Origin of the sequence: Ensifer sp. ENS03 (assembly GCF_014852035.1) — a bacterium.
Classification (GTDB): domain Bacteria; phylum Pseudomonadota; class Alphaproteobacteria; order Rhizobiales; family Rhizobiaceae; genus Ensifer; species Ensifer adhaerens.
Window position 1 is genome coordinate 1,145,447 of record NZ_JACVAV010000001.1, and the last position, 21,424, is coordinate 1,166,870.

The window sequence follows — 21,424 nt, forward strand, 5'->3', positions numbered from 1 at the left end:
AAGGAACTGTCCATGAAGGTGACCGGCCTCAACATTCATCCGCTGAAGAGCGGTCGCGCGATTGCCCGCGAGACGGTCTCGGTCAATCTCGACGGCGTCGAGGGTGACCGGCGTTTCATGCTGATCCAGCCGGATGGGCGCTTTATCACCCAGCGCGAACTGCAGACATTGGCGCAGGTTGAGGCGAGCCACATCGATGGCGGCGTGCACCTGAGGATGGGTGAGCGGGAGATCTCCGTCCGCTTCGATCCGGACCGTCGTCTGAACGTCGTCGTTTGGGGCAGCGAGGTCGATGCCGCCGTGTCGGATGAAACGACGGACGAGGTTCTCTCTTCATGGTTCGGCCGCCCGGTCAGGCTCGCCCATATGGACGCCTCGGCCGAACGGCTCGTCGGCGCCGAATGGGCAGGAGCGGCCGCACCCGTCGGCTTTGCCGATGGCTTTCCGATCCTGATCACGACCACGGGTTCGCTTGCCGATCTCAACCGGACGCTCGCCGAAAAGGGCCAGGAACCGGTCGGCATGGAACGGTTCCGCACCAACATCCTCGTCGACTGCGATGAAGCCTGGGAGGAGGATTTCTGGGAGAGCGTCGAGATCGGCGGCATCCGCTTCGATCTCGTCAAACCCTGCTCGCGCTGCATCATGACGACCCAGGACCAGATCACCGGCGAGCGCATCGGCGGCAATCCGATCCAGGGGTTGGCGGAGAAGCGCATGTCGGCCGACCGCCGCGTGACCGGCGTGCTCTTCGGCTGGAATGCGGTGCCGCGCAGCGAAGGCACCGTGAAGCTCGGCGATGAGGTCAAGATCATCGGCCGACGCGGCGAGCGCTGGCCGATGAAGGTGCGTGCTTCGGCTTAGTTCAGAAGCAATTCCGGACGGAAACGATCTCACGCGTTTCTCGGTATCAAGCCCAGGGCGTGATACCGAGAAGCTTGGCGCCCAGATCCGAAAGGCTGGCGGGGGAGGCGTTGTGCTTTTCCCATTCGCGCGGGTCGCCGGGAAAGGCGTCGCGCTTCGGATGGTCGAGCTCGCGCCACAGGCGCACCCGTTCCTCGCGCTCGGCGACATTGCCCCATTCCGCCGGATGCATCGAAATGTACTGCGCCATGCGCACGCGGCCATCGGAATGATTGGGCCGCACGCCGTGGGCCAGCAGGCTGTTGAAGATCATCAGGTCGCCGGCCTCCATCTCGATGTTGACGGTCGAAAGACCGGTCATGTCGGGGTGCATCGGGTCGCGGTCGGCGCTTTGAGTCTTCTCCCAGCTTTCGAAGTTTTCGAACAGTTCCGGCACGCATTGGAAGCCGCCGACGTCGCCGTCCTGCTTCTTGAGGCTGAGCACGCCCTGAACGCCGATCGGCAGCGGCCGGATTGAGGTGTCGACGTCCCAATGTATGAAGCCGTTGGGATTGCCCTTGACCTTCTTCGGTGGGTTGAGGTTGGCGCGGTCGATCGTCACCCACAGGTCTTCGCGGTCCCAGATGTCGACGAAGGCGCCGTAGATGCGCGGCTCCTGGCGGTTGTCCCAGAGATACTGGTGGTTGTAGATCTCCAGCATGCCGGTGTTGTTGAGTTCCTTCATCTTGTGCTCGCGTCGCTGCGGCGCATACCAGGTCGAAGGGTCGGCCGGATCCTTTTCGTCGAAGCGCCAGAGCAACTCGACGAGCCGCTCGACATTGGTCGCCGGTACCGCCTGACGGACGATGACGTAGCCCTTGGTGATCCAGTGCTGCCAGTCCGCTTCCGAAAGCACGCGCAGAGGCAACTGCTTCCGGATGTCCTTCAGTTGAATATCGAGATGGGCCGCCGTCGGGTGACTGTCTCTGAGTGGCTGCATGGGGATCTCCTCGCCTGGCAGGTTTGATTGGTGATGGAGAAAACCTAGCCCTTTCAACGGTGCCGCTGTTGCACGCAGCCTGCCAACATTGATACTATTCTGGCTTCCGAGGAGCGAATGGTGCAACATGAAGGCTGTTTTGCAGAAGATCTCGAGGCCGACCAATGCCTCATCAATCTTGCTAGACCGCCGGCTCGACGATGCCATCCCGTTCCAATGGCACCATCATCCCGAGTTCGAACTGACGCTGACGCTCAACTCGCGCGGCCAGCGCTTCATCGGAGACCATATCGGTGCCTATGAGGACGGCGATCTCGTGCTGGTCGGCTCCAACTTGCCGCACACCTGGCACTCCGCCGGCAAGGTCGACGAGGCCGAACCGCACGTGGCGCTGGTGCTCTGGTTCCATCCGGAATGGGTGGAGCGCCTGGAGGAAGGCTTCGTCGAACTCGCCGGCGTCAAGGCGATGTTCGAGCGTTCGGCTCCAGGGTTGCAGTTCACGCCGGAAGTGGCCACCCGCGTGCGGCCGCTGTTCGAAGGGTTGCGCCGGTTGGCGCCGGAGGAGCGCCTGCCGGACGTCCTGTCGATGCTGACGATCCTGGCGCGCGAGCAGGCGGTAACACCACTGTCGAGCCGGGTCGTCACGCCATCAGGCCGATCGGTCGACCGTGGCCGCCTCGACCGGGTGCTCGACCATATCCACCTGCATTACGCCGAAAACCCGTCGATGGACGAACTTGCCGATCTGGCCGCGCTCAGCCTTTCCGGCCTGCATCGCCTGTTCCTGCGCCACCTCAACATGCCGGTCTCGGAATATCTGATGCGCCTGCGGATCGGCGAGGCCTGCGCGCTGCTCAGTGGTTCGGCGCGTTCGATCGCTCATGTCGCCGATGCCGTCGGCTATCGTTCGCTTGCCAACTTCAATCGCCAGTTCAAGGCGGCCAAGGGCATGACGCCGAGAGCGTTTCGCGACCGGTTCCGCAGCGCCGCTTGATCAAGGCATCAATTCCGGTGATTGCGGCGTCAATTTAATTGGCTTTTATCTGTTTTAGCAGCCGCCTAGGATCGCGCTCCATCAATCGGAGAGATTCCATGTCCGCTGTTTCCGGAGCATCCGCGCCGTCCAGTGCCCGTCAGGAGATGCCCTGGCTGATCATTGCGGCCGGCTCGGTCGTCGCGATGCTCACCTTCGGCCCGCGCTCGGCGATGGGCTTCTTCCAGCTGCCGATGCTCGCCGATACGGGCTGGGACAGGACGACCTTCGGCCTTGCCATGGCATTGCAGAACCTCTGCTGGGGCCTGAGTCAGCCCTTCTTCGGCGCGATCGCGGACAAGTTCGGAACGTGGCGCGTGCTCGCCATGTCGGGCCTTCTCTACGCTGCAGGGCTCTTCACCATGGCCTTCGCCAACGCGCCGATCTGGCTGCACATCGGCGGCGGCGTGCTCGTCGGCATGGCGGTGGGCTCCGGCTCCTTCGGCATCCTGCTCTCCGCCTTTGCCCGCAACGTCACGCCGCATCAGCGGTCGCTCGCCTTCGGCATCTGCACGGCGGCGGGCTCGGCCGGCATGTTCCTGTTCGCGCCCCTGAGCCAGGGGCTGATCTCGGCCTATGGCTGGTCGGACAGCCTGGTCTATCTCGGTGTCCTCATGCTGGTGGTGCCGTTCTTCGCGATCCCGCTGCGCGGCAACGCGTCCTCCGGCCGCCAGAGCGAGGCGCAATTCAAGCAGTCGATCGGCGAGGCGCTGAAGGAGGCACTTGGCCACAAGAGCTACCTGCTGCTGGTTTCCGGCTTCTTCGTCTGCGGCTACCAGGTTGCCTTCATCACCGCGCACTTCCCGGCTTACATCGGCGATATCGGCATCGACGCGCGCTATGCGGTGATCGCGCTGGCACTCATCGGCTTCTTCAACATCATCGGTTCTCTGTCGGCGGGCTTCATCGCCCAGCGCTACTCGAAACCCTATTTCCTGGCGCTGATCTATATCGCGCGCTCGGTGGCGGTGACGGCCTTCCTGCTGCTGCCGCAGACGCCGACCTCGGTCATCGTCTTTGCCATCGTTATGGGCCTGCTCTGGCTTTCGACCGTGCCGCCGACCAATGCGCTGGTCGCGATCATGTTCGGTACGCGCCACCTCGGCCTGCTCGGCGGCATCGTCTTCCTGTCGCACCAGGTCGGCTCATTCCTGGGTGTGTGGATGGGCGGCTACCTCTACGACCACTTCGGTTCCTACGATCCGGTGTGGTGGCTCGGTGTAGCCCTCGGCGTCTTCGCCGCAATCGTCCACTGGCCGATCGAGGAGAAGGGCGTGGCGCGGCCGGCGATGGCCTGATCGCGAACCAAAATCAGAAGCGCCGCGAAAAGCGGCGCTTCTATTCTTGAATTCTGTCACAAAACTTTCTAAATCAACCCATGCGGCTTTGCCGCTTTTGTTTTGGTTCAATTATGCTCAGATTGAGCATAATTGAAAACCCGCCCAGGAAGAGGGGCGGAGAGGAGATGTCGATGACGCGCCTTGCACCCCGCACCGCGGCCGTGGCGAAACCGGTTTTTGTCAGCGCCGCTGAGCGCTTCGGCATCATCGAAAGGCCCGAGCTTGCCTTTACGCCGGCGATCGCGCGCGAAACCGAGCATCTCTACGAGAAGGTCAAGGATTTCATCCCGGCGATCGAGTGGCCGGTCTACGCGCCCTATGTGCACGCCATCAACCGGCTGAAGAAGGAGCGTAACGCGGTCATCCTCGCGCATAACTATCAGACGCCGGACATCTTCCACTGTGTCGCCGACATCGTCGGCGACTCGCTGCAACTCGCGCGCGATGCTGCCAAAGTCGATGCGGAAATCATCATCCAGTGCGGCGTGCACTTCATGGCCGAAACGTCGAAGTTGCTGAGTCCGGAAAAGACCGTGCTGATCCCCGACGCCAAGGCAGGCTGCTCGCTGTCGGAATCGATCACCGGCGCCGATGTCCGCCTGCTGAAGCAGCGCTACCCCGGCGTTCCCGTCGTCACCTACGTCAACACGTCTGCCGACGTGAAAGCCGAGACCGACATCTGCTGCACCTCGTCGAACGTGCTCGATGTCGTCGAGAGCCTGGAATCCGACACGGTTCTCTGCATTCCCGACGAATACCTGGCGATGAACGTCGCGCGCCAGACCAACAAGAAGATCCTGACCTGGAAGGGCCACTGCGAGGTGCACGAGCGCTTCACCGCCGCCGAGTTGCTCGCCTACAAGGAAGCCAATCCGGGCATCGAGATCATCGGACATCCGGAATGCCACCCGGACGTGATCGCCGTCTGCGACTTCGCCGGCTCGACCTCCGGCATGATCAACTACGTCAAGGACAATCGCCCGTCGAAGGTGCTGCTCGTTACCGAGTGCTCGATGGCGTCGAACATCCAGGCCGAGATCGAAGGCGTCGAGTTCGTCAAGCCGTGCAACCTCTGTCCGCACATGAAACGCATCACGCTGCCGAAGATCCTCGACAGCCTGCTGACCATGACGGAGGAGGTTCTCGTCGATCCTGATATCGCCGATCGCGCCCGCCTTGCGGTCGAGCGCATGGTGAACCTCAAGCAGTAACAATTTCCGCCGGGTCATACCGGATGCAGGCATGCGCATTGGAGGAGAATGAATCATGCTGACCGACCATTTCCGCCCGCAATCCTTCAACGGGATTGACGATATCGTCATCGTCGGTGGCGGCTTGGCCGGCCTCTTCTGCGCGCTGAAACTGAGCCCGAGACCGGTGACGATCCTTGCCGCAGCCCCGATCGGCCACGGCGCCTCGTCGGCCTGGGCTCAAGGCGGCATCGCCGCCGCCATGAGCCCCGGCGACACCTTCGAGAAACATGTCGCTGACACGTTGGCCGCCGGTGCCGGCATCGTCGACGAGAAGATGACGCGCATGATGGTGGCCGAAGGCCCGGCGCGCATTCACGATCTGCTCGAATATGGCGTGCCCTTCGATCGCGATCTCGAAGGCAAGCTGCTGCTCTCGCGTGAGGCGGCCCATTCCGAGCGACGCATCGTCCGCGTCAAGGGCGACATGGCCGGCAAGGCGATCATGGAAGCGCTGATTGCCGCCGTCCGCAGGACGCCTTCGATCCGCGTGATCGAAGGCTATGTGGTCGAGGAACTTGTGCGCGAAGGCCGGTTCATCTCCGGCGTCATCGCCCGGCCCGATGCCGGCCAGTCGAAGAAGCGCGTGGCTTTCCCGGCCCGTGCTGTCGTGCTCTGCTCCGGTGGAATCGGTCATCTCTATGCTGTCACGACCAACCCGTGGGAAGCGTGCGGGCAGGGGCTCGGCATGGCCGCCCGCGCCGGCGCGATCATCGCCGATCCGGAATTCGTGCAGTTCCACCCGACGGCGATCAACATCGGCAAGGATCCGGCGCCGCTCGCGACCGAGGCGCTGCGCGGTGATGGCGCCCAGCTTCTGAACGCCGCCGGCCATCGCTTCATGCTCGATATCCACCCGGACGGCGAGCTTGCGCCGCGCGACATCGTTTCGCGTGGTGTCTTTGCTGAGGTCCAGGCCGGCCGCGGCGCCTTCCTCGATTGCACCAAGGCTGTGGGCGAGCATTTCCCCGAGATGTTCCCGACGGTCTATGCCTCTTGCATGGCGGCCGGCATCGATCCAGTGACGCAAGCCATCCCGGTCGTGCCGGCGGTTCACTATCACATGGGCGGCGTGCTCACCGATGCTGAAGGTCGCACCTCGATCGACGGTCTCTGGGCTGCTGGAGAAGTGACCTCCACCGGCGTGCACGGCGCAAACCGGCTCGCCTCCAACTCGCTGCTCGAAGCCGTCGTCTTTGCGGCCCGCATCGCCGAAAACATCAAGGGCACGCTGCCGACGCCGCAGCTTACCGAATGGGGCGACAATGCCGGCGAGAATGACGATCCGGTGACGGTCGAGGACAGCCCGCAACTCAAGATCTTGCGTCAGGTGATGAGCGATTGCGTTGGCGTGATCCGAACCCGCGAGAGCCTGGTAAAGGCGATCCGCGAGATCGCACAGCTCGAGCGCGACAACACCCGCATGCGCTTCACCAACATTATTACCACGGCCAAGCTGATCGCCGTCGGCGCGCTGCGGCGCACGGAAAGTCGCGGCGGTCACTTCCGCGCCGATTGCCCACGGGAACAGCCGGAATGGCGCCGCCGCACCTATCTGACGCTCGCCGACGCCAACCGCCTGGCGAGCGAACTGGCGGAGACGGAAGCGGCGTGATTTCACGCGCGCCGCTTGCATGGACCGACACTCAAGGACGAAAAAGCAGATGACCGCAGCCCTCCGCCCCGAACTTCCCGCACTGATGATCGAGGACCAGGTGCGTGCCGCACTTAACGAGGATCTCGGCCGCGCCGGCGACATTACCACGCTCTCGACCATCGGGCCGGAGCTGACCGCAAGGGCCGGCATGAACGTGCGCGATGCTGGTATCGTTGCCGGGCTGGAGCTTGCGCGTGCCGCTTTCCGCCTGGTCGATCCGTCGATCCGCTTCGAGGCATTGGTGGCGGATGGTGACCGGGTCACGCCGGGCACGGCGATCGCCCGGATCTCCGGTCGCGCCCGCGGGCTGCTGTCGGCCGAACGTGTCGGCCTGAACTTCCTGATGCACCTTTCGGGCATCGCCAGCTATACGGCGAAATTCGCCGACGAGATCGCCCACACGCGTGCGAAGGTCTGTTGCACCCGCAAGACCATTCCTGGGCTGCGGGCGCTGGAAAAATACGCGGTGCGTCTGGGCGGTGGCTCCAATCATCGCTACGGCCTCGACGATGCCGTGCTGATCAAGGACAACCACATTGCCGTATCCGGCGGCGTCGCCAGCGCCGTCCATGCGGCGCGCGCCTATTGCGGCCATCTCGTCAAGATCGAGATCGAGGTCGATGGCCTCGATCAGATGCGCGAGGCGCTGACGGCTCAACCCGACGTCATCCTGCTCGACAACATGGGGCCGGACTTGCTCCGCGAGGCCGTTGCGGTGAACCGCGCGTTTTGGCAGCTCTCCGCCGACGCCTATGCGGTCGATGCCCGCCGGACGCGGTTGGAGGCTTCAGGCAACGTCAAGATCGATACGGTGCGGGCAATCGCCGAGAGCGGCGTCGATTACATCTCGACCTCGAAGATCACCATGGCCGCCCCGACGCTCGACATCGGCCTTGATGTGGTGATCGAAAGGTAAGCAACTCCAGGAAAAGTGCGAAGCGGTTTTCCGTCCGGAGTTGCGCCCAAAAGAGGCCAACTCCAGGAAAAGTGCGAAGCGGTTTTCTGTCCGGAGTTGCGCCAAAAGGAGGCCAACTCCAGGAAAAGTGCGAAGCGGTTTTCTGTCCGGAGTTGCGCCAAAAGGAGGCCAACTCCAGGAAAAGTGCGAAGCGGTTTTCCGTCCGGAGTTGCGTCTTCTCAGAAGCTAACCGAGGTTTTGAACGTCAACGCTGCATGATGAACGGGCAGGAGAAACGTTCGCCGACGGTGATCTGCGTGCCGCAGTCGTAGCGGCAGGTCCGGAACTGCCCGTTCAGGTCCTGGCTGTTGAGATTGCAGATGGTTGTCTGCGGCTGCATGCCGCCGCCCTGTTGGTTCTTGAAGTAGTCGGGCATCTTCGGCTTTTCGTCGGTTCCCGATTGGGGCGAGGTGCCGAGCAGCGACGTAAGCAGGGTCAGGACGAGCAGCATGGTTGTCACCTCGGTCGTAAACGCCGCATGGTTTGCGGGCAGCGAAAGTTCGGTCGCGTCCCACTGCACCGATTATAGCATCATCCCCGCACATGTAGGGCGTTCTGTCGGATGTTTTTAGGTGCCGATCCACCGTTTGGTGGGCGGTACTGCCCTCATCGCCCACCGACCTTGAGCCCCGGGGCAGGGCGCTCGTCGAGGATCTGGCGGCGGAAGCGGAAGAGGGCGGCCGGCCGCCCACCGGTGGAAGACAGCGTCATCCCCGTCGGCTCCACCAGTTCGGCCCCTTCGACCAGGCGGCGGAAGTTCTGCTTGTGCAGGTGGCGCCCGGAGATCGCCTCGACGGTTGCCTGCAGATCGGTCAGCGTGAATTCGGGCGGCATCAGTTCGAAGACGACCGGCCGGTACTTGATCTTGCCGCGCAGCCTCGCCATCGCGGTCGCGACGATACGGCGGTGGTCGTGGCGCATCGCCAGCCCGGCGGTCAGAACGTCGTTGCCATTACCGTGGCCGTCGATGGTCGCCTCGGGCACGAGCCCTGCCTCGTAAAGGAGCTCATAGCGCTCTAGCACGCGTTCCTCGTCCCAGGGAAAATCGCCGAGGCCGAAGGCCAGGCGAATGCGCGCCCGGCGCCCGGCAATCCGGGCGGCTCGGTCGTCACCGGACACACCTGTTTCCCAGCGGGCAAGTGCCGGCAGGAGCGCCTGGTCCAGCACCGCCGGGCGACCCTGCCGCCAGTCCTCCCAGGGCAGGTAGCCGTACCAGTCGCGCCAATGCGCGCCGGCTTCGGCCAGCCGTTCGGTGTTTTCGGCATCGGTTCTCGTCAGGGCCAGATAGCCGACCGAGACCATGTGCTTGCCTTCTTCGCCCGGCAGCCGCTGCCGGCCGCGATCGCCGAAGGTGTAAAGCTGTTCGATATAGCCGAGCTTCAGCGCCGTACGCTTTTCGACGCGATCGCGCAGGCTCGTCTCAAAGGTCCGGTGGAGCGCCGGATCGAAGGGACCGAAGGGCAGGCTGTCACGCGCATCGCCGTCACTTTCGCTGACGGCGAGGATGCGCGGGCTGCGGTTGACGACGGCGACGATCGCCGCATTGAGGCCGATCTCGACCGTTGTCGGCTGCGTCTCAATCGGCAACGGCTGCTCCTTCGGAAGCAAGCGGCAGAAGGAACGGCGCATTGCCGTCTGCATCCGCGCCGCGACCGATCGCGCGAACGGCGGCGATCAGCCTTCCATTGCGCGCGAGCACGCCGTCGCCAATTTCGACGAGCCGGCTGTTGGGGGTCGCATAGGGCGAGGCGCGGCGCAGCCGCTGCACCAGCTCCGCGTCGTCCTGGTCCGGCTCGGCCGCGAGCGCGGCGATGAGGGCGGCCGCGGGCGATCGCGAAACACCCATCCAGCAATGAACGAGGAGCGGCCGTGCACGGTCCCATTCGCGCGCAAAGGCTACGATCTGCCGGACATGGTCTTCCTGCGGCGCAATGAGGTCGCCGGTGCCGGCAAAGGTGATGTCGTTCATGCCGAGCGTCAGATGTCGCGCCTTGGCGATGACGCCGGGGCGATGGAAATCCTGGCCCTTGGCGACGAGGCTGATCATCTCGGTGCAGCCATGGCGGACGGCCATTTCGGCGATGCGGGAAAGCGGAGAAACGATAATGCCGGGCATGTCAGATTTCCGCGCGCGCGGGCACGCGCTGCGCTTCCAGCGTGAGGAACCGTTCGGTGAACAGGCGCTGCGCCTCGACCGCCGGCAAGGGATCGATCAGCAGCGTCTCGCGGGTGATGCCGCGCGGCTGGCCGAAGAACTTGCGCGCCTCTTCGACGGAGAAGCCGGCAAGCACCGTTGCTTCGAAATAGGCCGCGACATGATCGGCCTTCTTGATGCGGTCCTTCAATTCCTTGGAGCAATGCGGCGGCAGGCCGAAACGAAGGTGGATGGCGCTTTCCAGCCGCTTCTCGACCGATTTGTAGCCGCCGCCGACCACCGCCTTGAACGGCGAGATCATGTCGCCGATCACATATTCCGGCGCGTCGTGCAAAAGCGCCAGCAGGCAATCGTCGGTGCTGCACTTGTTGCTGCGGCGAAAAATATCTTCGACCATCAGGCTGTGCTGGGCGACGGAGAAGGCATGATCGCCGGCGGTCTGGCCGTTCCACCGGGCAACACGGGCGAGGCCATGGGCGATGTCGCCGATCTCGACATCGAGCGGCGAGGGATCGAGCAGGTCCAGCCTTCGGCCGGAAAGCATGCGCTGCCAGGCGCGGGCCGCCGTCACGCGCTTGCCTCGTCCGTGCTGGTCGGGAAGGTGAGGCCGGTCCATTCGGGCAGAACCATTGTCACCGGCACGTCGCCGGCGAGCAGCGGGATCCCATTCGCCATGGCTTCGCCGGCCTTGTCGATGCGCACGATCGCGAGCGCCGACTTGCCCTGCACCGTGCCCAGCGCGCCGATCGCCTTGTCGTTCGCCGTAATCGTCGTTCCCGTGAGAGGAAGGGCGGCGTCCGCCGAAACGATCACGACCCGGCGGCGCGGCGTGCTGCGGTGCTGCATGCGCGACACCACTTCCTGACCGACGTAGCAGCCCTTCTTGAAGGAGAGGCCGCCGTTTTTGTCCAGGAGCACGTCATGGGGGAATGCGTCCTGCACCGCATAATCGGCACCGGCATTCGCAATGCCCGCCGCGATCCGCAGCCGTTCGAGGTCTTCTGCGCCGGCCGTGTCGCCGGTGGCTTCCCCATAGGCGCGAAAGAGCGCAACGCCCGCCTTCTCGAAACGGTGGTCCCGATAGGCACCCGTCGGTGCTGCTTCGTCGAATATCACGGTGACGGCGTCGGAAGCCCTGATCGAAAGCTCGACTGCCGAGCGAAGCTTGTACATCGTCATGCGCTTCAGCAGCGCTTCGGCCTGGTCGCGTGCCGTTTCCAGCCGTAGGCCGTCGCCATCGCGGGAGATCAGGAACTCGAACAGGATCTTGCCCTGTGGCGTCAGAAGCGCGCCAGGACGCGCCTCGTCGGGCGCAAGCGCGTCGAGGTCGGTGGTGATCAGTCCCTGAAGAAGATCTTCGGCCTCCTTGCCGGAAATGGAGACGATCGCACGATCGTCGAGGCGAACTCTGGGCATCGTTCGAATCCTGTTCGACGGGAGGGGAGAATCCCGCGCTAACCTAGCAAACGATCACCTGGTAGCCGTGGCCGACTCAGGCCCCGGTCTCACCGGCGATCTCTTGGCGAAGAGGTAGGATGTTCGGCTGTCATCGGCAAGCAGGTCGCCGGCGCTCAGTCGCCGGCGATGAAGAATTTCCACTTGCCATCCGGCATGATGCCGACGCGATAGAAGTTGTAACTGCCGAATTCTTCCATGTCGGCAAAGTCGCCGGCGGTGACCAGGCGGAACAGGTCGACCTTTTCCGGTGCCGTCAGCGTCGAAAGCTTCTTTTCCGCAAAATAGGGCCAGACATAGGCCTCCTGCGGCGTGCCCTTGTCGACCAGCACGAAGCCGGTCGACAGCACGTCGAGCAGGATCGCGAGAATTTCGACGCCTTCCTGGTCGCCCGAAAGGCTCTTCAGGATCGACACCGGGTCTTCATCGCCGGTGACGCCGGTGACCTGGGTCTGGTTCGGGCCCTTGCCGAGCAACGGGCGCAACCGCTCGATGTCGCCGGAAGCCGCCGCCTCGACGATCAGCTCGCGCATGCGGGCGACCGGCGCCGGAATCTTGGAAACGTCGGTCAGGACTTCGACAGGCCCGGTCGGCTCCGGTTCTTCGGCTTCGGGAGCGTCTTCCTTCGTGGCTGTCGCCGACTTGTTGATCAGCGGGTCGGGCATCGGGATTTCGAGCGGAAGCGTCTCTTCCTCATCCGGCTCTTCGGCAACGGGTTCGGCGGCAGGCGGCGTCGCCTTCTGATCGCCGGCGGCAGGCTGTTGCTCGGCCGGAACGGGTTGCGGCGCGCCCTGCAATTCGCTGAGAGCGAAGGCGGGGGAAACCGCTGCCGGGGTGGTCAAGGCGACACCGGCCAACAGCAGTGTGGCGAGGCGAACCGGAAGGGTCCGGTTTGCAAGATTCCGATGCATCGGGCAGTCCTGATATTACTGAATCGTGCGCTGGGGCGAGAATTCGCCGGCGAGCACGCGCTCGCGAAGCGAATTGAGCATTGCTTCGGCGCCGTCTTCGCCATGAAGCCGAACGGTTTCCCGCATGGCAAGAGCAATGGCCGCATCGGCGATGATTTCCGGCTCGATACCGTCGGCCATTCCGTCCGCCCAGGCCTCGCTCTGGTGTTCCAGCGCAGCCTGCATCTTCTCGTGGACGATCATGTCATCGATGTCGGTCAGGCTTGGTTCCATCATTCGTTCCATGCGACTTCCATTGTGCAAGCGGTTCAATTTATGGCCGTTCGGCTGAACTCCGACTGAACGACCGTGACGGACTCGCCACTTCTTACCACTCTCTTAACGAACTTAGCAGCCTTTTCCCGAAACGACACGGGGTCGTGAGAAAAGAGGTTAATTTATTGCTAATTTCCAAAGCGGGCGACGATTTCTGACGCAAGTGTTGCCCCTTCGGCACGATATCGCTGTTCGGCGACGATCGCAGGGCCTGTGCAGTTCGTATAGACCGATGCGAAGGTGCGGTACCCGCGGTTGAAGGCGGCAGTCATCCGCTCGCGTCGTTTGACTTCGGTGGCGGTTTCCTTGTCGATCAGATCCTGCATCGAGCGGCGCCAGACGTCTTCCGGTTCCTTGACGCAGAGATTCCTGAGGTAGTGCACGGAGCCGAGGATCTCCGAGAGTCGAATCAGCCGCTGGTCATAGGGCGTCGGCTTTTCTTCCACAGCGGCCGGGGCAGGGGCTGCGGTCTCGGTCTTGGCCGGCTCTTTCGTCGGTGTTTTTTGCGCCGCCGCACCAGTGGCGACCGTCAGGGCGATGCCGGCGAGCGTAAGCCTTGCGAGGATCGGGACAGGGATCATGATTTCATCAAGCCCGAATTGTCGGCGGTTTCAAGGCCGTCGCCTGATGTCGCGGCGTTCGCGCCGGTGCCGGAGAGCCTTTCCACACATTCGCGCACGCTGTCGGGGATCGGCAGGGTGAAGATCTCCTCAGGGGTGAACCAGCCGAGCCCTGCCGCGTCGTCGCTGGCGACGGCCACCGCGTCGGCATCCGCCTCGGCCCTGAACACCGAAAGCAGGAAGTGTCGCCCTTCGGACTCCTTGCCCGGCAGATCGTAGATTTCAAACAGCACCGGATCGCGCGCCTTGATGCCGGTTTCTTCGAACAATTCGCGAAGCGCTGTCTCCGCCGGCGTCTCGCCGGGCTCGGCACGGCCGCCCGGAAAGGCGTACATGTCGGCCGACGGTGGGTTGGCCCGGCGAACGAGCAGATAGCGACCGTCGCGTTCTAGAATGACGGAGGAAGCAAGTTCGGGCTTGGTCGGCATCAGGGAATCAAATCGTCTCGGTGGCGTTGACCCATCCTACGTGAAGTGCCACATCGATGTCATGTGCGGACGTTTTGCGCTGACGGCGACCCCCGACGAAATGATGGAATTGTTCAGCCTGCTGGAAAGCGACGACTTTCCGGCGCGCTTCAATATCGCGCCAACCCAGCCGATCATGGTTGTCGTGGCCGGCGAGCGCGCGGCACCCGGCAGCAACCTGCCGGAGCGCAAGGCGGTGCTCGTGCGTTGGGGCTTTATGCCGGGCTGGGTGAAAGACCCGCGTGACTTTCCGCTGCTGATCAATGCGCGGGCCGAATCGGCAATCGACAAGGCCTCGTTTCGCGCCGCCATGCGGCACCGGCGCGTTCTCGTGCCGGCCTCCGGTTTTTACGAATGGCGTCGGCCGCCGAAAGGCAGCCGCGAGCCGTCGCAGGCCTATTGGGTGCGCCCGCGGAAGGGCGGCATCGTCGCTTTCGCCGGGCTGATGGAAACCTGGTCCTCGGCCGACGGCTCCGAGGTCGACACAGCGGCCATCCTGACGACGGCCGCCAACGCCTCGATCCGGCAGATCCATGACCGTATGCCGGTCGTTATCCAGCCCGAGGATTTTGCCCGCTGGCTGGATTGCAAGACGCAGGAGCCGCGCGAGGTTGCCGATCTCTTCGGCCCCGTCGCGGAGGACTACTTCGAGGCGATCCCCGTCTCGGACAAGGTCAACAAGGTCGTCAACACCGGTCCCGAAATCCAGGATGCCATCACACCCAGGTCGGTTGCGAATGCCAAGCTAAAGGGCAAGGGCAAGCCGACCGAGCCCGATGGCGGGCAGATGTCTCTCTTTTAAGGAAAAGAGCGTCGGAACCGTCAGGCTGGCCGCTTGGTCGGCTTGCCAGCCGGCTTCGCCTTCACCTGCAACGCTGCGGCAAGTACGGCCTTCAGGCCGAGCGGGCGATACTGTTCGACGAGGTTGGCGGATTTGGTGATGTCTTTGGTCTTTGCGGCTTTCACTTGCACTCACTCCTTGATGCTTTCCCGAACCGGATACACTGCCGCTTTCGTACGTCTTCACGAAAGCGACGCTCCTCCTCGCTCTCCGGAGACAGGATTTCGTGGTGTGCTACCAACTACACCGCGAATCTGTTTTCCGCATGGCGATCTCAGATAAGCCCAATCATGACAAATCCATGACCGCGGAATCCTTTCGATAGTCGGCTGTGCTTGCACGCGGCTGACCTCTTGACCGAAATCGGGTGACGCGCGATAAGTGAGGCCATGAAAACGGTTATCTGCATTATCTGCCGGAACATTATTCGCTAGCGCTCCGCTGGCCTGGCCGTTTTCGTCTCCTAAAATCCAAGATGACAAACGCGCGGGCCTCCCGGGCGCGGTATTTTACGGTCGTATGCATCTTGGAGAATGGCAATGGGCGGAACGCCGACACTGAAGCTGTACAACACGCTGACGCGGGAGAAGATCGAGTTCAAGCCGATCGATCCCGACAACGTTCGCATGTATGTCTGCGGCCCGACGGTCTATGACTATGCCCATATCGGCAATGCCCGGCCGGTCATCGTCTTCGACGTCCTGTTCCGGCTGCTGCGCCATGTCTATGGCGCGGATCACGTCACCTATGCGCGCAACATCACCGACGTCGACGACAAGATCAACGCGCGGGCGCTGCGGGACTATCCGACCCTGCCGCTCAACGACGCGATCCGCCGGGTGACGGAGAAGACCGAAACGCAGTTTCTCGACGATGCCAGGGCGCTCGGCTGCCTCGATCCTGATGTCCAGCCGCGGGCGACCGACAACATCGCCCAGATGATCGACATCATCGAAAAGCTCATCGCCAAGGGCCACGCCTACCAGGCGGGCGGCGAGGTGCTGTTCGATACCAAGTCGATGGCCGATTACGGTCAGCTCTCGAAGCGCAACCTCGACGAACAGCAGGCCGGCGCCCGCGTCGCCGTCGAGGCGCATAAGAAAAGCCCCGGCGATTTCGTGCTGTGGAAGCTCTCCGGCGACAACGAACCGGGCTGGGAAAGCCCGTGGGGCAGGGGCCGTCCCGGCTGGCACATCGAGTGCTCGGCCATGAGCAGCCGCTATCTCGGCGAGGTTTTCGACATCCACGGCGGCGGGCTGGATCTCATCTTCCCGCACCACGAAAACGAGATTGCCCAATCCCGTTGCGCCCATGGCACCGAGGTGATGGCGAATGTCTGGATGCACAACGGCTTCCTGCAGGTCGAAGGCCGCAAGATGTCGAAGTCCGAAGGCAACTTCGTCACCATCTACGAACTGCTGCACACGGAAAAGTTCGCCGGCCGCCAGTGGCCGGGCGACGTGCTGAGGCTCGCGATGCTGATGACGCACTATCGCGAGCCGATCGATTTTTCGGTGAAGCGGCTGGAAGAGGCAGAGCATCTGCTCTCCAAGTGGCCGGTGCCGGGTGACGCCACGGGTGAGGCCGACCCGGCTGTGGTCGCCGCACTTGCCGACGACCTCAACACGGTCGCGGCCGTCCAGGCGGTCCATGCGCTCGCCCAGAAGGCGGCGACCGATCCGAAACTGCTCGGCACCTTCGCCGCAAGTGCTGCGCTGATCGGCGTGGTGCCGCAGGCGGTCGAACTCGACGAGGGGCTGGTCCGCGACATCGACAGCCGCGTGCGGGCCCGTCTGGAACTGCTGAAGGCGAAGAACTTCGCGGAAGCCGACAAGATCCGCGAAGATCTGCTGGCGCGGGGTGTTCAGCTGAAGGACGGCAAGGATCTGGCAACCGGCGAGCGGGTGACGACCTGGGATATCAAACGGTGACGGTGGGCCGCTCCCAGAGCCCTGTCCGATCGCTCTGATCGGTTCGGACAGGACATCTGAAAGGGCAGCGAAAAGCGGAGCGCATGCATGAAAGAGGAGTTCGTGCGATGATCGACCATACGGGCATTCCCGTCGCGGATTTCGACCGGGCGCAGTCGTTCTACGACAAGGCCTTTGCTCCGCTTGGCGCCTCCTTGCTGATGATGGTGCCGTTGGAGCACACCGGCGGCGTGAAGGTCGGCGGTTATGGCCGCGAGCGGCCGGTTTTCTGGCTGCATGAGACGGCCGCGGCAGGCCCGGGCCGCCACTACGCCTTTTCGGCGCGCAGCCGCGCCGAGGTCGATGCCTTCTATGAAGCGGCGATTGCCGTCGGCGGACGTGACAACGGCAAGCCGGGGCTGAGACCGCACTACCACCCGGACTATTACGGGGCCTTCGTATTCGATCCCGACGGCAACAATATCGAAGCCGTCTGCCACGCGCCGGGCTAAGGAGGAGTTGCGATGAGTCTCGACAACAGGCCCTATTATGCCGGCGGCTGCCAATGCGGCGCGGTCCGTTTCCGCGTCGAGGGCAAGCTCGGTGACGCATCCGTCTGTCATTGCCGCATGTGCCAGAAGGCGAGCGGCAACTTCTACATGCCCTTGGTTTCGGTTCGCGGCGCGCATGTGACCTGGACCCGCGGAGAGCCCAAGCGCTTCCAGTCGTCAAACGCCGCGCGCCGCGGCTTCTGCGCCGATTGCGGCACGCCGCTGACCTATGAGGCACCGGATGGCATGGCGCTGGCGATCGCTGCCTTCGACGAGCCGCAAGGCATCGTGCCGACCATCCAATGGGGAGTCGAGGGTAAGCTGCCCTATGTCGATCACGTTGCCGATCTGCCTGGCGTTCATACGCTGGAAGATCCGGACGCAATCGAGTTCCTGACCAATCTCGTTTCCTATCAGCATCCCGACCACGACACCGAGACCTGGCCCCCGGAGGAGAAGCGATGACCGAAAACGTTCGAACAGGTGGATGCCAATGCGGCGCGGTCCGCTTCCGGATCAAGGGTGAACTCGGACGCGCGTCGATCTGTCATTGCCGCATGTGCCAGAAACAGTTCGGCTCGTTCTTCTCGGCGCTGGTGACGGCGCCGAAGGATGGCGTCGAATGGGTGCGGGACGAACCGAGCTATTTCCAGTCCTCGGTCAACATCGACCGTGGCTTCTGCCCGAAATGCGGAACGCCGATGACGTATCGGCATCCGGGTGGCCTTGAGATCGCCATCGGCACCTTTGACGATCGCACCGATCTGGCGCCGAAAATCCAGGTCAATCACGCCTCGCGGCTGCCCTGGGTCGATACGATCTTCGAGCAGCCGGTGCTTGAGGATCAGGATTTTTACGCCAGGCAGGAAAGCATCATCTCGTTCCAGCATCCCGACCACGAGACCGATCAATGGCATCCCTCGGGAGCATTCCGGTGACCATCGCGCGCATCTATACGGGCGGATGCCAATGCGGCGCCGTGCGCTACCGCGCCGAGGGCGTGCTTGCGGACCCGCATATCTGTCATTGCCGCATGTGCCAGAAGGCGACCGGGAACTATTTCATGCCGCTCGCCAATGCGTCCCGAGACACGTTCGACATTACCCGGGGCCAGCCGTCCTGGTTCCGCTCGTCGCATCTGGTGCGCCGCGGTTTTTGCAGCGATTGCGGCACGCCGCTGTTCTACGATATGCCCGACGAGAACTTCATCAACATCGCGCTCGGCTCGCTCGACGACCCCGATGACGTACAGCCCGTTTACCAGTCCGGCGTCGAATCCCGCGTCATATGGTTCTCACGGCTCGCGGGCTTGCCACCAAGGGAGACGGATGACGGTAGCGAGGTCTCGGCGACCCGCCATCTGATCGTTCTCGAAACCAACCGCCAGCATCCCGACTACGACACCGTGCACTGGCCGCTCACGAAAGACTGAAAATGACGACTGTTCTGCGTACGCTTTATCCGGAAATCGAACCCTATGCGTCGGGCCACCTCGAGGTCGGCGACGGTCACACCATCTATTGGGAAAAGGCCGGCACGCCGGGCGCTAAGCCTGCCGTCTTCCTGCATGGCGGGCCAGGCGGCACGATCTCGCCGAACCACCGCCGCCTGTTCGATCCGACGCTCTACGACGTAACGCTGTTCGACCAGCGCGGCTGCGGTAAGTCGACGCCGAATGCCAGGATCGAAGCCAACACCACCTGGCATCTCGTCGCCGATATCGAGCGGCTGCGCGAGATGGCCGGCGCCGACAAGTGGCTGGTCTTCGGCGGTTCCTGGGGATCGACGCTGGGGCTTGCCTATGCCGAGAAGCACCCGGAACGGGTTTCCGAACTGGTGCTGCGTGGCATCTACACGCTGACCAAGGCCGAGCTCGACTGGTACTACCAGTTCGGCGTCTCGGAGATGTTCCCGGACAAGTGGGAGCGTTTCATCGCGCCCATTCCCGAGAACGAGCGCCACGAGATGATGCACGCCTATCATCGCCGCCTGATGAGCGAGGACAAGGCGACACGCCTTGCGGCCGCCAAGGCCTGGAGCATCTGGGAGGGTGAGACGATCACGCTGTTGCCGGAGCTCGCAACCAGCGAGCCCTTCGCCGACGACGATTATGCTGACGCCTTCGCGCGGATCGAGAACCACTTCTTCGTCAATGCCGGCTGGATGGAAGAGGGCCAATTGCTGCGCGACGCCCACCGGCTGCACGGCATTCCCGGCGTCATCATCCACGGGCGGTACGACATGCCGTGCCCGGCGAAGTACGCCTGGCAGCTGCACAAGGCCTGGCCGGGATCAGAGCTGCATCTGGTCGAGGGAGCAGGCCATGCCTATTCCGAGCCGGGCATCCTCGACCGGCTGATCCGCGCCACGGACCAGTTCGCAGGCAAGACCGAGCAAAAGTAAACCGAGCATATTTGGACGAGAACCATGACCAGGGAACGCATCTACCTCTTCGACACGACGCTGAGAGACGGGCAACAGACGCCCGGCATCGACTTTTCCGTCGAGGACAAGATTGCGATTGCCGGCCTGCTCGATCAGTTCGGCATGGACTATATCGAAGGCGGCTATCCCGGCGCGAACCCGACCGACACGGAGTTCTTCGGGCGCAAGCGTACCCAGAAGGCCTCCTTCGTCGCCTTCGGCATGACCAAGCGCGCCGGGGTTTCCGCGTCGAACGATCCGGGCCTCGCGGCGCTGCTCGCGGCCAAGAGCGACGCCATCTGTCTTGTCGCCAAGAGCTGGGACTATCACGTCGAAGTAGCGCTCGGCTGCACCAACGAGGAAAACCTCGACAACATCCGGGCCTCGGTCGAGGCGGTGGTCGCCTCCGGTCGCGAGGCGATGGTCGATTGCGAGCATTTCTTCGATGGCTACAAGGCCAACCCCGCCTATGCGCTCGCCTGCGCGAAGACGGCCTTTGACGCCGGCGCGCGCTGGGTGGTCCTCTGCGACACCAATGGCGGCACGCAGCCTCCGGAGGTGCGCGAGATCGTTGCGGCCGTGATCGCTGCCGGCGTGCCCGGCGCCAATCTCGGCATCCACGCCCATAACGATACCGGCCAGGCGGTCGCCAATTCGCTTGCGGCGGTCGAGGCCGGCGTACGCCAGATCCAGGGCACGCTGAACGGCATTGGCGAACGCTGCGGAAACGCCAATCTCGTCACGCTGATCCCGACGCTTGCTTTGAAAGAGACCTATTCCAGCCGCTTCGAAACGGCGATCGATGCCGACCGCTTGCTGGAGCTGACGAAGCTCGCTCATTCCTTCGACGAGCTGTTGAACCGCTCGCCAGATCAGCAGGCGCCTTACGTGGGCGCGTCGGCCTTTGCAACCAAGGCCGGCATCCACGCTTCGGCATTGCTCAAGGATCCGCGCACCTATGAGCACGTGGCGCCGGAAAGCATCGGCAACCTGCGCAAGGTCATGGTGTCCGACCAGGGCGGCAAGGCCAATTTCATCAACGCGCTGAAGCGCCGCGGCATCGTCGTCAGCAAGGACGACCCGAAGCTCGACAAGCTGATCGCCATCGTCAAGGAACGCGAAGCGACCGGCTATGCCTATGAAGGGGCGGATGCGAGCTTCGCGCTGCTCGCCAGCCGCATTCTCGGCACGGTGCCGGATTTCTTCCACGTGGAAAGCTTCCGGGTGATGGTCGAGCGCCGCTTCGACGCCAACGGCCATTTGAAGACGGTGTCGGAAGCGGTGGTGAAGGTGGTCGTCGACGGCGAGACGATGATGTCGGTCGCCGAAGGACACGGCCCGGTCAACGCGCTCGACCTGGCGCTGCGCAAGGATCTCGGCAAGTACCAGTCGGAAATCGAAGACCTGGAGCTCGCGGACTACAAGGTCCGTATCCTCAATGGCGGGACCGAGGCGATCACCCGCGTTCTGATCGAATCGACCGATGGCACGGGCGCACGCTGGTGGACCGTGGGGGTCTCCGACAACATCATCGATGCGTCTTTCCAGGCGCTGATGGACAGTATCGTCTTCAAGCTGCTCAAGAACCGCGACCACGTCGGGCTGATCGCCGCCGAGTAATTTCGGCGATCGACCCGGTAACGCTGATGAACTGGCCGGGGGAGGGTGAGCAAAACTCATTCTCCCTTCACGGAAAT

Annotated in this window: 25 protein-coding genes; 14 read left to right on the forward strand and 11 right to left on the reverse strand. The window is 63.4% G+C overall.

Annotated features, from left to right (window positions below; translation table 11 throughout):
- Positions 1 to 12: 12 nt before the first annotated feature.
- On the forward strand, positions 13 to 864 hold the full coding sequence (locus IB263_RS05615; RefSeq protein WP_034804054.1) for an MOSC domain-containing protein: 852 nt from the start codon (positions 13 to 15) through the stop codon (positions 862 to 864).
- 46 nt (positions 865 to 910) lie between these two features.
- Here IB263_RS05615 and IB263_RS05620 read toward each other — a convergent pair whose 3' ends face one another.
- A complete protein-coding gene (locus IB263_RS05620; RefSeq protein ID WP_060604174.1) occupies positions 911 to 1,843 on the reverse strand; it encodes a phytanoyl-CoA dioxygenase family protein in 933 nt (310 codons plus the stop codon).
- 127 nt (positions 1,844 to 1,970) lie between these two features.
- Between IB263_RS05620 and IB263_RS05625 the strand changes: the two genes are divergently transcribed.
- The 5 genes from IB263_RS05625 (at position 1,971) to nadC (ending at position 8,039) form a co-directional block, all read left to right on the forward strand.
- The gene (locus tag IB263_RS05625) at positions 1,971 to 2,837 is read left to right on the forward strand and encodes an AraC family transcriptional regulator (protein WP_034804048.1); all 867 of its coding nucleotides are present in this window, start codon (positions 1,971 to 1,973) and stop codon (positions 2,835 to 2,837) included.
- A gap of 98 nt (positions 2,838 to 2,935) precedes the next feature.
- Positions 2,936 to 4,174, forward strand: a complete 1,239-nt coding sequence (locus IB263_RS05630) for an MFS transporter (protein WP_192437880.1) — start codon at positions 2,936 to 2,938, stop codon at positions 4,172 to 4,174.
- Between the two features lie 173 nt (positions 4,175 to 4,347).
- Complete coding sequence (gene nadA, locus IB263_RS05635) at positions 4,348 to 5,427, forward strand: quinolinate synthase NadA (protein ID WP_034804309.1); 1,080 nt, start codon at positions 4,348 to 4,350, stop codon at positions 5,425 to 5,427.
- A gap of 55 nt (positions 5,428 to 5,482) precedes the next feature.
- On the forward strand, positions 5,483 to 7,081 hold the full coding sequence (locus IB263_RS05640) for an L-aspartate oxidase (RefSeq protein WP_192437882.1): 1,599 nt from the start codon (positions 5,483 to 5,485) through the stop codon (positions 7,079 to 7,081).
- Between the two features lie 49 nt (positions 7,082 to 7,130).
- Positions 7,131 to 8,039, forward strand: a complete 909-nt coding sequence (gene nadC, locus IB263_RS05645; protein ID WP_192437884.1) for a carboxylating nicotinate-nucleotide diphosphorylase — start codon at positions 7,131 to 7,133, stop codon at positions 8,037 to 8,039.
- Between the two features lie 244 nt (positions 8,040 to 8,283).
- Here nadC and IB263_RS05650 read toward each other — a convergent pair whose 3' ends face one another.
- The 9 genes from IB263_RS05650 to IB263_RS05690 all read right to left on the reverse strand — a co-directional run bounded on the left by IB263_RS05650 (position 8,284) and on the right by IB263_RS05690 (position 13,965).
- Entirely contained in the window at positions 8,284 to 8,529 is a 246-nt protein-coding gene (locus tag IB263_RS05650) for a hypothetical protein (RefSeq protein WP_077961811.1), read from the reverse strand.
- A gap of 155 nt (positions 8,530 to 8,684) precedes the next feature.
- Positions 8,685 to 9,665: an NAD regulator gene (locus IB263_RS05655; protein WP_226020671.1), complete on the reverse strand. Its 981-nt coding sequence runs from the start codon at positions 9,663 to 9,665 to the stop codon at positions 8,685 to 8,687.
- Positions 9,655 to 10,194 carry a tyrosine phosphatase family protein gene (locus IB263_RS05660; protein ID WP_034804033.1) on the reverse strand — a complete coding sequence of 180 codons (540 nt, stop codon included), beginning with the start codon at positions 10,192 to 10,194 and terminating at the stop codon, positions 9,655 to 9,657. Before IB263_RS05660 ends, IB263_RS05655 begins: the two co-directional genes overlap by 11 nt.
- A gap of 1 nt (position 10,195) precedes the next feature.
- Entirely contained in the window at positions 10,196 to 10,804 is a 609-nt protein-coding gene (locus tag IB263_RS05665) for a YfbR-like 5'-deoxynucleotidase (protein WP_034804032.1), read from the reverse strand.
- The gene (locus IB263_RS05670) at positions 10,801 to 11,649 is read right to left on the reverse strand and encodes a folate-binding protein YgfZ (RefSeq protein WP_192437888.1); all 849 of its coding nucleotides are present in this window, start codon (positions 11,647 to 11,649) and stop codon (positions 10,801 to 10,803) included. Before IB263_RS05670 ends, IB263_RS05665 begins: the two co-directional genes overlap by 4 nt.
- Before the next feature lie 155 nt (positions 11,650 to 11,804).
- Positions 11,805 to 12,599, reverse strand: a complete 795-nt coding sequence (locus IB263_RS05675; RefSeq protein ID WP_034804030.1) for a hypothetical protein — start codon at positions 12,597 to 12,599, stop codon at positions 11,805 to 11,807.
- Between the two features lie 15 nt (positions 12,600 to 12,614).
- Complete coding sequence (locus IB263_RS05680) at positions 12,615 to 12,884, reverse strand: hypothetical protein (RefSeq protein ID WP_089043914.1); 270 nt, start codon at positions 12,882 to 12,884, stop codon at positions 12,615 to 12,617.
- A gap of 158 nt (positions 12,885 to 13,042) precedes the next feature.
- The gene (locus IB263_RS05685) at positions 13,043 to 13,495 is read right to left on the reverse strand and encodes a TIGR02301 family protein (protein ID WP_192437890.1); all 453 of its coding nucleotides are present in this window, start codon (positions 13,493 to 13,495) and stop codon (positions 13,043 to 13,045) included.
- Positions 13,492 to 13,965, reverse strand: coding sequence for an NUDIX hydrolase (locus IB263_RS05690; protein ID WP_089043916.1), 474 nt, complete (start codon positions 13,963 to 13,965; stop codon positions 13,492 to 13,494). Before IB263_RS05690 ends, IB263_RS05685 begins: the two co-directional genes overlap by 4 nt.
- 58 nt (positions 13,966 to 14,023) lie before the next feature.
- Here IB263_RS05690 and IB263_RS05695 point away from each other — a divergent pair, with 58 nt between their 5' ends.
- Entirely contained in the window at positions 14,024 to 14,803 is a 780-nt protein-coding gene (locus IB263_RS05695; RefSeq protein WP_192438024.1) for an SOS response-associated peptidase, read from the forward strand.
- Positions 14,804 to 14,823: 20 nt separating this feature from the next.
- Here the strand turns inward: IB263_RS05695 and IB263_RS05700 are convergent, their stop codons facing one another.
- A complete protein-coding gene (locus IB263_RS05700) occupies positions 14,824 to 14,967 on the reverse strand; it encodes a hypothetical protein (protein ID WP_192437892.1) in 144 nt (47 codons plus the stop codon).
- 414 nt (positions 14,968 to 15,381) lie between these two features.
- On the opposite strand from IB263_RS05700, the gene cysS reads away from it, so the two are divergent.
- The 7 genes from cysS (at position 15,382) to cimA (ending at position 21,347) form a co-directional block, all read left to right on the forward strand.
- Positions 15,382 to 16,773, forward strand: coding sequence for a cysteine--tRNA ligase (gene cysS / locus IB263_RS05705; protein WP_192437894.1), 1,392 nt, complete (start codon positions 15,382 to 15,384; stop codon positions 16,771 to 16,773).
- 107 nt (positions 16,774 to 16,880) lie between these two features.
- Positions 16,881 to 17,264 (forward strand): VOC family protein, encoded by a 384-nt coding sequence (locus tag IB263_RS05710; RefSeq protein ID WP_060580939.1) that lies wholly within the window; start codon positions 16,881 to 16,883, stop codon positions 17,262 to 17,264.
- Between the two features lie 12 nt (positions 17,265 to 17,276).
- Positions 17,277 to 17,768, forward strand: coding sequence for a GFA family protein (locus IB263_RS05715; protein ID WP_060580938.1), 492 nt, complete (start codon positions 17,277 to 17,279; stop codon positions 17,766 to 17,768).
- Complete coding sequence (locus tag IB263_RS05720) at positions 17,765 to 18,241, forward strand: GFA family protein (protein WP_034804014.1); 477 nt, start codon at positions 17,765 to 17,767, stop codon at positions 18,239 to 18,241. Before IB263_RS05715 ends, IB263_RS05720 begins: the two co-directional genes overlap by 4 nt.
- Positions 18,214 to 18,735 (forward strand): GFA family protein, encoded by a 522-nt coding sequence (locus tag IB263_RS05725; protein ID WP_034804013.1) that lies wholly within the window; start codon positions 18,214 to 18,216, stop codon positions 18,733 to 18,735. Before IB263_RS05720 ends, IB263_RS05725 begins: the two co-directional genes overlap by 28 nt.
- A 2-nt stretch (positions 18,736 to 18,737) precedes the next feature.
- Positions 18,738 to 19,706, forward strand: coding sequence for a prolyl aminopeptidase (gene pip / locus IB263_RS05730; RefSeq protein WP_034804012.1), 969 nt, complete (start codon positions 18,738 to 18,740; stop codon positions 19,704 to 19,706).
- A 24-nt stretch (positions 19,707 to 19,730) separates the two neighbouring features.
- Positions 19,731 to 21,347, forward strand: coding sequence for a citramalate synthase (cimA, locus tag IB263_RS05735; RefSeq protein ID WP_060522115.1), 1,617 nt, complete (start codon positions 19,731 to 19,733; stop codon positions 21,345 to 21,347).
- Positions 21,348 to 21,424: the final 77 nt, after the last annotated feature.